A 13,053-nucleotide genomic window follows, 5' to 3' on the forward strand; every position below is an offset into this window, starting at 1 on the left:
GCTGTCAGGCGTCCCGCCTACAGCCGCTCCTGAAGCCCCGCCTCCGCGGCCCCGCCTACGATGGACCGCGATGTCGATCGCCGCCCCGCCCCGTCCCCGGTCCCGCACCGGTCGTCGACTGGGCATCGGGCTGGCCCTCGTGGCCGCCGCGGTCGCCCTGCGGCTGCTCTCGCCCGACGCGACGGGCGATGTGCTGTCCGACGCGATGCGCGACTTCCTCACCCTCTCGATCAGCGTCGTCATCGAGTCGTTGCCGTTCGTCTTCCTCGGCATCGTGCTCTCGATCGCCGTGCAGCTCTGGGTGCCCGAGGCTGTGCTGCTGCGGATCCTGCCGAAGCGCGCCCTGCCGCGGCGCCTGGTGATCTCGCTGCTCGGCGTGCTGCTCCCGGTCTGCGAGTGCGGCAACGTGCCGCTGGCCCGCGGGCTGATCGTGAAGGGCCTCTCGGTCTCGGAGTCGATGACGTTCCTGCTCGCGGCACCGATCGTGAATCCGATCACGATCATCACGACCTACCAGGCCTTCGGCTGGGAGGACGGGATCCTCGTCTGGCGCATCGTCGGCGGCTTCGTGATCGCGAACCTGGTCGGCTGGATCTTCAGCCGCCACTCCGAGCCGATGTCGCTGCTCACCGACCGCTTCCGCGCCGCGTGCGAGGCGGGGGAGCGGGCGCCCGGCACGCTCCGCGCCCGCTCGCGCCGCAGCGTCCTGCTGTTCGCCGAGGAGACCGGGGCGATGCTGCCGGCGCTCTTCGTCGGGTCGGCGATCGCGGGGCTGATCCAGGTCGGAGTCTCGCGCGACGTTCTCACGGCGCTGGGCGGCAACCCGCTCTGGTCGGTGCTCGCGATGATGGTGCTCGCGTTCGTCATCTCGATCTGCTCGAACGTCGACGCGTTCTTCGTGCTGTCCTTCGGCTCCACGTTCCTGCCGGGCGGCATCATCGCGTTCCTCGTCTTCGGGCCCATGATCGACATCAAGATGCTCGCGCTGCTGCGCACCACCTTCTCGGTCCCCACGCTCGTGCGGATGACGGTCCTGGTCGGGCTGTGCTCCGCGGTCCTCGGATTGGCGGTCAACCATGCGCTCTGAGCGCCTCCTCACCCGCTGGAAGGGCGTGGTCCTGAGCGTCATCGGCGTCGTCTCGACGCTGTGGCTCGCGGCGACCGGCCGGCTCGGCCTCTACATCCACCCCCGCTACTTCGAGTTCACGGTGATCCTCGCCGTGATCGCGGCCGTGCTGCTGGTGCTCGCCTTCGCGATCGTGCCGGGCGCCGACGAGAGCGACGGAGCGAGCGTCGAGGAGTCGGACGCCCACGGCCACCTGCACGACCACGCGCCCGGTCACCCGTGGCGGGCGCGGTCGGCGGTGCTCGGCTCGGTCGCGATCATCGTGACCGCCGGAGTCGCGCTGCTCGTCGTCCCGCCCGCCGCGCTCACCGCGGGCACGGCGACGCAGCGCGAGGTCAACACGAGCGCCGTCGACACGACCGCGGTCGTCGCCGCGCCGACCGGCGACTACGCCTCGTTCTCGGTGCGCGACTGGGCGGCCCTGCTCCGCTCCGGGGCGAGCGAGCAGTTCCTGGCGGGCACGACCGCGACGGTCAGCGGATTCGTGACTCCGGACGCCGACGACCCCGAGAACGTCTTCTACGTCGCCCGCTTCGTCGTGACGTGCTGCGCGGTCGACGCGCAGCCGGTCGGCGTGCCGATCTACGAGCCCGGATGGGCCGACACGTACACCGAGGGCCAGTGGCTGGAGGTGTCCGGCGGCTTCGCGGCGAACGCCAGCGTGACGAGCGCCGAGGCGGTCGTGCTCGAGCCGTCGTCGGTCGCCGAGATCGACGAGCCGGCGATGCCCTATGTCTACTGAGCCCTGGGGCGAGGAATCGTGGGAGTCGCGCCCGCGCCGCTCCCGGGAGCCGCGCGCCGCCTCCGCCCGCGGCTTCTCGCGCGTCTTCTGGGGCGCGACCCTCGTCCTCGCGCTCGGCGTCGGCGGGCTGACCGCGGCGACGATCAGCAGGGGTCCGCGGGTGACCTCGCTCGAGGTGAGCGCGGACGGCGTCGTCGAGCGCGACGGCGGCCGCGCCCGCCTGCACCTCGACCAGGACCTCGAGCCCGACGCGCTCGACCGGGTCGGCGTGACTCCCGAGGCCGAGCACACCGTCGAGCTCGAGAACGGAGTGGTCACCGTGACCTTCGCCGACACCCTCCGCTACGCCACGACCTACGAGATCACGATCGACGACGCCCGCGGCCGGGCGACCGGCTCGGCGGCTGATGTGAGCGCCTCCTTCACCACGAAGGACCCCGACCTCTTCACGCTCGACCGCACGCCCGACCCGGCCGAGCCCGACGCGATCCGCGTGCGCCCGCTGTCCGGGGGAGCGGGGGACGAGACCCGCGTCGTCGCCACGGCCGACCGCATCCAGGACTACGTCGTCGTCGGCCCGCTGCTCGTGCTGGTGACGATCGAGCCCGACAACACGAACCTCATCCGCACCGTCGCGCTCGACACGGGGGCGGAGGGGGTCATCCCGCTGCCCGGATCGGGCGTCGTGCGCGAGCTGCACGCCGCGTCCGAGAAGGGCGTGCTGGGCTGGACCTTCACCGGCGAGGCGCCGACCGGCCCGCTCGACCGCGCGCTCTACTCCTACGACCTCACCGATCAGAAGGCCGAAGCGGTGGCGGTCGTCGGGATCGACGGCGGACCCCTGCGCGCCCGCGACTGGCTGTTCGTGCCGGGCACCACCTCCGTGGTCACGCACTCGGTGGACGACACGGTGCTGCTGGTCGACCTGCTCGTGCCCGGGGCGATCAGCCCGCTCGGCCAGCACGCGGAGCTGCGCGGCTTCGTGCCGGGCGCGAACCGGCTGGTCGTGGCCGACCCCGACCGCGGCTCGCTGATCGACCTGGCCGACGGCTCCGTCGAGACGCTCGCCCTGCCGGTCGCCGAGGTCAGCCCGACCGCGTCGCCCGTGCAGCTGCTCCTGCTCGACGCGACGAGCTACGTGGAGCTCGAGGCCGAGTACTCGCCCGAGAGCGGAGCGACGCAGTACTCGGTCGTGCGCGTCGACGCGGAGGGAACCTCCGAGGTGTTCCGCACATCGCCCACCGGCCGCATCCGGAGCATCTGCCTCTCGCCGAACGGGCAGTTCCTGGCCGTCGAGGCGGTCTCGGTCGAGGGCGAGCCCGACGACTACCCCGAGGTGCCGGGCTTCAGCGCGACGTCGACGGTGCTCGTCGACCTGGAATCGGGCGACACCTCCCGCAGCGTGAACGGCGTCTCGCGCGACTGGTGCGCGTGACCCCTCTGCTGATCGAGCAGGCCCGCAGGGCCCCCCTGCTGATCGAGTAGGCCCGCAGGGCCGTATCGAGATCCCCGTCCGCTGGACACGCGGGTCTCGATACGCCGCTGCGCGGCTACTCGACCAGCAGGGGACTGCCGATGGTCGAGCGTGGACCCCCGCAGGCCCCCCTTCCCTTGCTGATCGAGTAGGCCCGGAGGGCCGAATCGAGATCCCCGTCCGCTGGACACGAGGGTCTCGATACGCCGCTGCGCGGCTACTCGACCAGCAAGGGACTGCCGCGGTCGAGTAGGCCCGCAGGCCCCCCTTCCCTTGCTGATCGAGTAGGCCCGGAGGGCCGTATCGAGATCCACGTCACCGGCACTGCGGGCGGACGCGGGTCTCGATACGCCGCTGCGCGGCTGCTCGACCAGCAAGCGGGGGCTCAGTCGAGGCGCGCGCCCTCCGGCCGGCCCGGCATCAGGAACCAGATCATCAGCACGACCCAGCCCGCGATCGGGATCAGGATGATCAGGAACCACGTGCCGCTGCGGCCCACGTCGTGCAGGCGCCGCCAGATCAGCGCGAGTCCGGGGATCAGCGTCGCGAGCGCGATCAGGATCGACAGTCCGGTGACCCACGGCGTCGAGAAGTCCGATCCCGTCGTGAAGGGCGAGGTCGTGAAGGTGTAGCGCGACAGCGACCCGTCGGCCCAGCGGAGCAGCAGGTTCACGACCAGCGTCGCGAGGATGATCCACCAGTACTCCGCGCGGCTCGCGCGCCCCCGGAAGGTCGCGTACTTGCGGAAGAAGCGCGACACCGCGTCCCTCGCCGGGGCGCCCGGGTAGGGCAGTTCGAGCGCGGGAGCGACGCGGCTCATCCGCGCGCCCCCTGCCGGAGCGGGGCGGGCACGAGGTCGGGAGTCGTCTCAGCCATCCTCCGACGCTACCCGCGGCGCTCGCCCGAGCCGTCCGTCGCGCGGCGGACCCGGGGCGCTCAGCGCGCCGAGTCGGTCCGCACCGGCTCCGTCGGGACGCGTCGCGCCACGGGGGCGGCGGTCCGGCCGGCGCGCCACTCCACCAGCAGGCTCACGACGAGCCCGAGCGCCACGATGCCGAGAGCGACCCACGGCAGCGCGCCGAGGCCGCTCCCGTCGATGACCAGGCCGCCCACGATCGCTCCGCCGCCGATGCCGATGTTGAACGCCGTCGTCTGCAGGGCGGCCGCGAGGCTGCGCAGCTGGAACGACGCGGTCCGCAGCATCCGGGTCTGCAGCATCGCGGGGATGCCTCCGAACGCGATGTTCCAGACGATCGCCGCGACGACCACGAGCGCCGGCACTCCGGAGCCCGCCGCGAACGACAGGCCCGCGAGCGCCGCGAGTACCGCGAGGGCCGCGACGACGAAGCCGGAGCGGGGGAACCGGTCGGTCGCGAAGCCGGCGAGCACGAGGCCCACGGCGCCCGCGCCGCCGAAGGCGAACAGCACCAGCGGGATCGAGTCGGGCGCGAACTGCGCCTCCTCGAGCCACGGCGTGATGTAGGTCGAGAGGGTGTTCTGTCCGATCAGCACCAGCAGGATCACGAGGCAGACGCCGAGGATCCGCGGCAGCGAGCGGTCCTTGCGCGCCGGCAGCCGGATCTCGCCGGTGCGCACCGGGACGATGTGCTCGACCGCGGGCAGGTAGCGGATGACGACGAGCGCGAGGACCAGCACGATCCCGCCGAGGATCGCGAACGTCGGACGCCAGCCGAACGCGTGTCCGAGCGCCGTTCCCACCGGCACGCCGAGCACGAAGGCCGCGGAGCCTCCGCCCGCCGTGATCGCCGTGGCCCGGCCGAGGTGCTCGGGAGCGACGAGGTGGGCGGAGTAGGCGGCCACGACCGCCCAGAACAGCCCGTGCGCGAGTCCGCCGAGGATCCGCGCGCCGACCAGCAGCTCGAAGGTCGGCGCGAGGGCGGCGAGGACGTTCGCGACCGCGATGACGCCCAGCGCGACCAGCACGAGGCTCTTGCGCGAGAAGCGCTGCGTGACGAGGGTCAGCGGAGTGGTCGCCACCACGACCGTCGCCGCGAAGATCGTGACCAGCTGGCCGGTGAGCGGGATGCTCACGCCGAGGTCGCGCGACATGTCGGGGATGAGTCCGGTCGGCAGGAACTCGCTCGTCACCGACACGAAGATCGCGCCGGCCAGCGTGAGCAGGCCGATCCAGGGGAACACGGGGGTCTTGACGTCGGTCAACAGGGTCCAAGCGGGGGAGGGGCGGAGGGGGACCCTCCAGCGTCGCACGCCGGGGCGACCCCGTGCGGAGGCCGACGGATTCTGGACAGCCGGTGTTCACCCGGGCGGCTCAGCCGGGACCGGGCTGCGACAGGTACGCGTGCCAGGCCGACTCCCCGTCGACCCACTCGATCCGGGCGTCGCAGACGGCTCCCTCGGGATCGGTGAGGAGGATCCGGGCGGAGGTGGGGATGATGTCGGCGTGGATCGCGGGGGCGGGCGCCCGGACGGCGATCGGTCCGCAGCTCGCGGCCAGGGCGGCGAGGGCGGAGCGGTCGGTCGCCGGGAAGTGCTTCTCGAGCCGGGCCACGGAGTCGACCGCGGACAGGTCGTCGGCGAGGATCGCGGCGACCCGCTCGTTCTCGCCGTCGGGAGGGACGCTGCCGCCGTGATCCGCCAGCATCGCGATGACCGTCAGGACCGCGCACGCCAGGAGCACCGACGCGCCGCCCACCGCCCACCACCGTTTCCGCATGCACGGATCGTCGCGTCCGCCGTCGACGACCGCAAGTGCGGAGCTGTTCCCCCGACGGCTGTCGTGCACCTACGGTCGTAACCATGCCCACGTCCGTCGCCCGCCGCCGTCTCGCGATCTTCGCCTTCATGCTCGTCTTCGGGGTCGGAATGGCGTCGTGGGTCGTCCGCACGCCCGCCGTCCGCGACCTCCTCAGCGCCTCGACCGCGCAGATGGGGCTCGTGCTGCTGGGTCTCTCGGTGGGCTCGATGACCGGGGTGCTCTCCTCCGCCGCGATCGTGCGCCGCCGGGGAGTGCGCTTCACGGTGACGATCGGCGGCCTCTCGTTCACGAGCGGAGTCGCGCTCGTCGGCCTCGCCGCGAACCTCTCCTCGGCGCCCGGGGTCTTCGTCGGCCTGGCGCTCGTGGGCCTGGGCATCGGCGTCTCCGAGATCGCCCTGAACCTCGAGGGCGCGGCGCTCGAGGCGGTGTCGGGCCGCTCCGTCCTGCCCGCGCTGCACGGCTGCTTCAGCCTCGGCACGGTGATCGGCGCCGTCGCGGGCATCGGACTCACCGCCGTCGACTTCCCCGTGCTCTGGCAGCTGCTCGCGGTCGCGGCGCTCAGCCTGGCGCTGCTGGTCACGGTGATCCGCTCGGTGCCGAGCGACACCGGCAAGATCGTGCCCGGCACTCCCGGAGAGCCCGTGGCCGTACGCACCGGCGGTCCGGTCTGGCGGCAGCCGCGCGTGCTCGCGCTGGGTGCCATCGTGCTCGCGCTGGCGCTCGCCGAGGGCTCGGCCATGGACTGGCTGCCCCTGCTGATGGTCGACGGCTACGGAGCGACCGCCACGGTCGGCACCGTCGTGTTCGCCGGCTTCGCGGCCGCGATGACCGTGGGCCGCTTCGTCGGCGCTCCGCTGCTGGCCCGGTTCGGCAACGTCGCCGTGCTGCGCGCGAGCGCCCTGGTCTCGGCCGCGGGCATCGCCGTCGTGGTCGTCGCCGACAGCGCGGCGATGGCCGGAGTCGCGGTCGCGCTCTGGGGGCTCGGCGCGGCGCTGGGCTTCCCGGTCACGCTGTCGTCGGCCGCCGACAGCGACGACCCGACGGCCACTGTCTCGGCCGTCGCGACCGCCGGCTACGTCGCGTTCCTGGTGGGTCCGCCGCTGCTCGGGTTCCTCGGGGAGCACTTCGGGCTGCGCGGGGCGATGATCGTGGTCCTCGTGCTGGTCGCGGCGGTGTCGCTGCTGACGGGCGCGGCGCGTCCGCGCGCGACGACCGCGGCGGAGCCGGTGGCCGAGCCGGCCTGACGCGGACTCCTGCTCCGCAGGCTGCGCATCGAGCGGCGGCGTCGGAGGTGCCCGGACGGGCCTCGGAAGTAAGGCTCCGTGACGCGATCCGGCGATTCTCGCCCTGATCTCCGCGCTCAGCCTTCGTTGTGCAGGCCGAGTGGTCCGCAACCGAGGTCAGGAGCTGCGCGAACGGCTCGAACCGACTCCGCGAGGCCTACTGGCCTCGGTTGCGGACGGGAGCAGAGGGCGGCGCTCAGTCGAGCGTGTACGCGCGCCCGTTGATGAGGAGGGTGTCCGAGCTGTCGACGCCGCGGTCCTCCGACGTGTTCGACGTCTCGGCGGCGGCCGCCGTCTGGGCGGCCACGCCCGACGTGAGCAGGAGTCCGGCCGCGAGGGCGGTGATCATCTTCGTGCGGTTCATCGGCGTCGTCCTTGGCGTCGTGGTGTCGGCCGCACTCCGGGTCCGGAGGCGTCGTGCGGGCGAGACTACGGTCGGAGTCGAGGAGGGCCCTGGGTCGTTGCTGTGACCCGTCTGTGCGTCGATGCGGCGGAGAGGCCGAGCCGCTCCCCACCCTATGTTCACCTCGCCATCCGCGGAAGAGCCGCGGGCGCTCACTCCGCCTCGGGCGGGAACACCACGCCCTTCTGCAGCACGAAGCAGCCCCACGGCGCCGGATCGAGCACGTGCACGACGGTGAACGCCGACCGCGCGCGCTCGTAGAACTCGAGCCGCGGGATGACGCCCCACTCGAGCGGCCGCGGGTGCGAGCGACGGGCGATGTCGAGCACCGCGTCCTGCTCGGGAGTCGTGACGGACGCGTCTCCGTCGACCTCCATCCGCTCGAGCGGGGTGTCGACGAAGACGTCGAGCGGGAACACGCTGAGCACGGCGCTCATCGCCCGGCTCATCGTGGCCTCGCCGAGGTGCACGACGGGCAGGCCGGTGGCGACGGCCGGGAAGTTGCGGTCGACGAGCAGCAGCTGATCGCCGTGGCCCATGTCGTCGAGCAGGTGCAGCAGCGCGCCGGAGAGCAGCGGATCGACGCCCTTCAGCACGGGAGCGTCTCCGCTCGGCGGTCGGCAGTGCGGGGCGCGGTCGAGCGCCGGGAGGGGGATCCCACAGGTCGTTCTCCTCATCGTCGAGTCGAAGTGGCTCGGAATTGGCGAACCGGTTGACAGGCTACCGAACGACGTGCCACCGTGCCATCAGCAGCTGCACCGGATGTTCCGCGCCGGCTGCTCAGCCGGCCCGCCGCCCGCTGCCGTTCACCGCCGAACACCTCCCTGGGAGCGACATCGATGTCCCGATCCTCACGACGACCCGTCCGAGCGTGGATGGTCCTCACCGCTCTCGCCGCCGTCGTCCTCGTCGCCGCGGCCTTCAACGTGAAGGTCGTGAGCGCCTCCGACGCCGACACCGCCGCGTCCGAGGGGCAGCTGGATCCCGCCGCCTACGCCGCCGAGCGCTTCGACGACATCGCCGCGCAGGTCGAGGACGAGGCCGTCCCGCTGGCCGACCTGCTCACGCAGCTCGAGGGCGGCGCCGACGAGGCCGAGTTCGGCAACACGTCGGGAGCGAGCAGCGCCTACGCGTTCCCCGTCACCTTCACCGCCGTCGCCGGCACCGCGACGCCGCCGATCCTCCCGGTCACCGTCGAGGGCGTGCCCGCCGAGACGACCGTGCAGGTGCAGATCGGCCCGGCGCTCAACGGCACCGCGCTGCGCGACGTCACCGGCGAGATCTCGTTCAACGAGTTCACCAACCAGCTCGAGTACCAGAACGTGTCGACCGAGCTGAACGACCTCGTGCGGACCGACGTCCTCGAGGGTTTCGACGCCGCGGCCGCCGCAGGCAGGACCATCGAAGTCACGGGCGCGTTCCTCCGCGTCAATCCGCAGCTCGTGTCGGTCGTCCCCGTCTCGATCGAGGTGATCGGATGACCGGCGAGGTCGTGATGCGCGCCGTCGGCATCACGAAGGTCTACGGGGCGACCCGGGCGCTCAAGGGCGTCGACTTCGAGATCCGGCGCGGATCCGTCACGGTGCTCTTCGGCGAGAACGGCGCCGGCAAGTCGACGCTGATGAAGATCCTGAGCGGAGTCGAGACCCCCACGGCGGGCACCCTCGAGCTCGACGGCGAGCCCCTGCAGCTGCGCGGCACCGTCGACGCGGTCGAGAAGCGCATCGCGATCATCCACCAGGAGCTGAGCCTCGCCCCGAACCTCAGCATCCAGGACAACATCTTCATGGGGCGCGAGCTGGCCCGCGGCGGACTGATCATCGACTCCCGGACGCAGGCGGCGCAGACCGTCGAGCTGCTCGCGCGGCTGCAGGAGCCGCTGGACCCCAGGACCCTGGTCGCCGACCTGCGCCTGGGCCAGCAGCAGCTCGTCGAGATCGCCCGAGCGCTGGCCGGCGACGCGCGGGTGCTCATCATGGACGAGCCCACCTCCGCCCTCAGCGGCAGCGAGGTCGAGGTGCTCTTCGGAGTGATCCACGACCTGACCTCGCGCGGCGTCGCGATCGTCTACATCTCGCACCACCTCGAGGAGGCGCTCGAGATCGCCGATCACGCGGTCGTGTTCCGCGACGGCGAGCTCGTCGCCCGCGGCGACCGCGACGAGATCGACATCAACTGGGTGATCGCGAACATGGTCGGCCGCAGCGCCGACGACCTGAACCCCGATCTGCTCGAGACCTTCGGCGAGCCGGTCCTCGAGATCGACGGGGTGAGCGTCGCCGATCCTTCGAACCCCAGCCGCCTCAGCGTCGACCGGCTGAGCCTGACGGTGCGGGCCGGTGAGATCGTCTGCCTCTACGGGCTGATGGGCGCCGGGCGCACCGAGCTGCTCGAGGCGGTCGCCGGGCGCCTGGCCCTGCGCGACGGGGACGTGCGCCTCAAGGGCGTCTCGGTGAAGGGGCTCGACGTCCGCCGGCGCATCGCCCGCGGACTCGCCCTCGTGCCCGAGGACCGGCAGCGGGACGGACTGGTGCAGACCATGTCGGTCGGCGAGAACCTCTCGCTCGCGTCGCTGCTCGACTTCGTGCGCGGCGGCTTCCTCCGCCGCGGCCCCGAGCGCGCCTCCGTCGACGCGGGCGTGCGCGACGTGCGGGTGAAGACCGCCGGACCGCAGGCCTCCATCACCTCGCTCTCGGGCGGCAACCAGCAGAAGGTCGTCATCGGCAAGGTCCTGATGACGCAGCCGGACGTGCTGCTGCTCGACGAGCCCACCCGCGGCATCGACGTCGGAGCGAAGGCCGAGATCTTCGCGCTGATGGCGCGGGAGGCGCGGCGCGGACTGGGCGTCCTCTTCGCGACGAGCGAGATCGGCGAGGCGCTCGGCGCCTCCAACCGCGTGATCGTGCTGTCGAAGGGGCGCATCGTGCGCGAGTTCGACCCCCGCACGGCGGAGCGGGACGACGTCATGGTCGCCAGCGGCGAGACCCATCAGGACCCGGAAGAAGAGGCGGCACACCGATGACCAGCAGCACCCCGACCGCGGCGAAGCGCGACTTCGACCTCGGCGCGCTCCTCCTGGAGGGCCGGGCGTTCATCGCCCTGATCGCGCTCATCATCATCTTCTCCCTCCTCTCGGACGCCTACCTGACGCTCCCGAACCTCATCACGATGACCCGCCACGTGGCGATGAACGCGATCCTCGCGCTCGGGATGCTGTTCGTGATCCTCAAGGGCGGCATCGACCTCTCGGTCGGCTCGACGGTCGGCCTCTCGGGCGTCGTCGCCGGCGTGCTGCTGCAGGGGCTGCGGATCGACGCGCTCGACGTGGTCCTCTATCCGAAGGTCTGGGTCGTCGTCCTGTGCTCGCTGCTCGTCGGCTCGCTGGTCGGCCTCGTGAACGGCCTGCTCGTGACCCGGTTCAACGTGGCTCCGTTCATCGCGACGCTCGGCATGCTCTACATCGCCCGCGGTGCGGCGCTGCTGATCTCGAACGGATCGACGTACCCGCGGCTCCAGGGCGACGAGTCGCTCGGCAACACGGGCTTCACCTTGATCGGCGGCGGCCGGGTGCTGGGCATCCCGATGGCCATCTGGATCATGATCGTCTTCGCCGTGATCGCCCTGATCGTGCTGCGCAAGACGCCGTTCGGCCGCTGGGTCTACGCCACCGGAGGCAACGAGCGGGCCGCCGAGCTCGCCGGCGTGCCGACCAAGCGGGTCAAGATGAGCGTCTACATCATCAGCGGCTTCTGCGCCGCGACCGCCGGACTGATCATCTCGTCCGAGCTGACCGCCGCCGCCCCGCAGACCGGCGAGAGCTTCGAGCTCAACGCCATCGCGGCCGTCGTCATCGGCGGAGCGGCGCTGACCGGCGGCCGGGGCAATGTGCGCGGGGTGCTGCTCGGCGCCTTCGTGATCGGGTTCCTCAGCGACGGCCTGGTCATCGTCGGGGTCTCGACCTTCTGGCAGATCACCATCAAGGGCGCCGTCATCGTGCTCGCCGTGATGCTCGATCAGACCCAGCAGAAGATCACGCGCAACAAGAACGCCGCACTCGCCTCGTCGAAGGGCGCTCCCTCCGAGCCGCCCGCGACGGGCAGCGACGACACGCGGACGGGCGCCTCCGCGCCCGTCGGGAAGCTCTGACCGGCAACGGCGTCGGTCAGCACAGAGAAACGAAAGGTACCGGACACATGATGCGACGCAAGCTCGTTCTCGCCACCGCGACCGTGGCGGTCGCCGCCCTCGCGCTCGTCGGCTGCTCCTCCGGGGGCGGCACGGAGACCAGCGGTGGTGGGGAGTCCAGCGCCAGTGAGGCGGGCGGTCTGATCGCCATCATCACTCCGCCGCTCGAGAACCCCTTCTTCAAGGCCGAGGCGGACGCGGCCCAGGCCGAGGCCGAGAAGCTCGGCTACGAGACCTCGGTCGCCTCTCACGACGACGACCCCAACCGCCAGAGCGAGCTCATCGACTCGGCGATCAGCCAGAACGCGAAGGCGATCATCCTCGACAACGCGGGCGCCGACGCGTCGATCGGCCCGATCCAGAAGGCCGAGGACGCCGGAGTCGCGGTGTTCCTGGTCGACCGCGAGATCAACGCGACCGGCATCGCCAAGTCGCAGATCGTCGCCAACAACGCGCAGGGCGCCGCGGCCGTGGCCGAGGAGTTCGTCGCGGCGCTGCCCGACGGCGGCAACTACATCGAGCTGACCGGCAAGGAGTCGGACACCAACGCGGGCGTGCGCTCGGAGGCGTTCGCCAGCGTCGTCTCGCAGTACCCGCAGCTCGTGCAGACCGCCAAGGAGACCGCGAACTGGAGCCAGGACGAGGCCTTCTCGAAGGTCGAGACCCTCCTGCAGCGCGACCCGAACGTGCAGGGCATCATCGCCGGCAACGACACGATGGCCCTCGGCGCCGTCGCCGCGGTCGAGGCCGCGGGCCTGATCGACCAGATCAAGATCGTCGGCTTCGACGGCAGCCCCGACGCGGTCGAGGCGATCAAGGCCGGCAAGCTCGTCGCCACGGGCCTCCAGCCCGCCGTGCTCATCTCGCAGCTCGCCGTGCAGCAGGCCGACGCCTACCTGACCGACGGCGAGACCGGCGAGGACGAGAAGCAGTCGATCGACTGCATCGTCATCAACGCGGCGAACGCGGAGTCGTACACGCTGTTCGCGCTGGAGTAACGAGGGAGCGGTTCGCTCGGGAGCACCCGCTTCTCGCATCGACGCCCGTGAGGGCGGTCGCGTGGGAGGCGGGTGCTTCTGCGCGTGCGGGGGCTGGGCCGGGGT

General features: G+C 71.8%; 13 protein-coding genes. 8 read left to right on the forward strand and 5 right to left on the reverse strand.

What is annotated here, in order from left to right; genetic code table 11:
* The first annotated feature begins 70 nt into the window (after positions 1-70).
* Genes NB037_RS05240 through NB037_RS05250 form a run of 3 tightly spaced genes read left to right on the forward strand, consistent with a single transcriptional unit; the run spans position 71 to position 3,303 of the window.
* A complete protein-coding gene (locus NB037_RS05240; RefSeq protein ID WP_251944242.1) occupies positions 71-1,087 on the forward strand; it encodes a permease in 1,017 nt (338 codons plus the stop codon).
* A complete protein-coding gene (locus NB037_RS05245) occupies positions 1,077-1,868 on the forward strand; it encodes a TIGR03943 family putative permease subunit (RefSeq protein WP_251944243.1) in 792 nt (263 codons plus the stop codon). Before NB037_RS05240 ends, NB037_RS05245 begins: the two co-directional genes overlap by 11 nt.
* The gene (locus NB037_RS05250) at positions 1,858-3,303 is read left to right on the forward strand and encodes a hypothetical protein (protein WP_251944244.1); all 1,446 of its coding nucleotides are present in this window, start codon (positions 1,858-1,860) and stop codon (positions 3,301-3,303) included. Before NB037_RS05245 ends, NB037_RS05250 begins: the two co-directional genes overlap by 11 nt.
* A 424-nt stretch (positions 3,304-3,727) precedes the next feature.
* Here the strand turns inward: NB037_RS05250 and NB037_RS05255 are convergent, their stop codons facing one another.
* The 3 genes from NB037_RS05255 to NB037_RS05265 form a co-directional block, all read right to left on the reverse strand.
* Positions 3,728-4,162 carry a DUF805 domain-containing protein gene (locus NB037_RS05255; RefSeq protein ID WP_251944245.1) on the reverse strand — a complete coding sequence of 145 codons (435 nt, stop codon included), beginning with the start codon at positions 4,160-4,162 and terminating at the stop codon, positions 3,728-3,730.
* 116 nt (positions 4,163-4,278) lie between these two features.
* Positions 4,279-5,523 carry an MFS transporter gene (locus tag NB037_RS05260; RefSeq protein WP_251944246.1) on the reverse strand — a complete coding sequence of 415 codons (1,245 nt, stop codon included), beginning with the start codon at positions 5,521-5,523 and terminating at the stop codon, positions 4,279-4,281.
* Positions 5,524-5,632: 109 nt separating this feature from the next.
* Positions 5,633-6,037 (reverse strand): hypothetical protein, encoded by a 405-nt coding sequence (locus NB037_RS05265; protein ID WP_251944247.1) that lies wholly within the window; start codon positions 6,035-6,037, stop codon positions 5,633-5,635.
* Positions 6,038-6,120: 83 nt separating this feature from the next.
* Here NB037_RS05265 and NB037_RS05270 point away from each other — a divergent pair, with 83 nt between their 5' ends.
* A complete protein-coding gene (locus tag NB037_RS05270) occupies positions 6,121-7,323 on the forward strand; it encodes an MFS transporter (protein WP_251944248.1) in 1,203 nt (400 codons plus the stop codon).
* Between the two features lie 235 nt (positions 7,324-7,558).
* On the opposite strand, the gene NB037_RS05275 is transcribed toward NB037_RS05270, so the two are convergent.
* Positions 7,559-7,726 (reverse strand): hypothetical protein, encoded by a 168-nt coding sequence (locus NB037_RS05275; protein ID WP_251944249.1) that lies wholly within the window; start codon positions 7,724-7,726, stop codon positions 7,559-7,561.
* A gap of 191 nt (positions 7,727-7,917) precedes the next feature.
* A complete protein-coding gene (locus NB037_RS05280; protein ID WP_251944250.1) occupies positions 7,918-8,361 on the reverse strand; it encodes an RbsD/FucU family protein in 444 nt (147 codons plus the stop codon).
* Positions 8,362-8,640: 279 nt separating this feature from the next.
* Between NB037_RS05280 and NB037_RS05285 the strand changes: the two genes are divergently transcribed.
* The 4 genes from NB037_RS05285 to NB037_RS05300 are packed head-to-tail and all read left to right on the forward strand — an operon-like array spanning position 8,641 to position 12,948.
* Positions 8,641-9,246: a DUF2291 domain-containing protein gene (locus NB037_RS05285; RefSeq protein ID WP_251944251.1), complete on the forward strand. Its 606-nt coding sequence runs from the start codon at positions 8,641-8,643 to the stop codon at positions 9,244-9,246.
* Complete coding sequence (locus NB037_RS05290; protein ID WP_251944252.1) at positions 9,243-10,787, forward strand: sugar ABC transporter ATP-binding protein; 1,545 nt, start codon at positions 9,243-9,245, stop codon at positions 10,785-10,787. Before NB037_RS05285 ends, NB037_RS05290 begins: the two co-directional genes overlap by 4 nt.
* Entirely contained in the window at positions 10,784-11,911 is a 1,128-nt protein-coding gene (locus NB037_RS05295; protein WP_251944253.1) for an ABC transporter permease, read from the forward strand. The genes NB037_RS05290 and NB037_RS05295 overlap by 4 nt, the downstream gene beginning before the upstream one ends.
* A gap of 47 nt (positions 11,912-11,958) precedes the next feature.
* Entirely contained in the window at positions 11,959-12,948 is a 990-nt protein-coding gene (locus tag NB037_RS05300) for a D-ribose ABC transporter substrate-binding protein (RefSeq protein WP_251944254.1), read from the forward strand.
* Positions 12,949-13,053: the final 105 nt, after the last annotated feature.

It is taken from the genome of Rathayibacter rubneri, assembly GCF_023743255.1.
GTDB lineage: Bacteria > Actinomycetota > Actinomycetes > Actinomycetales > Microbacteriaceae > Rathayibacter > Rathayibacter rubneri.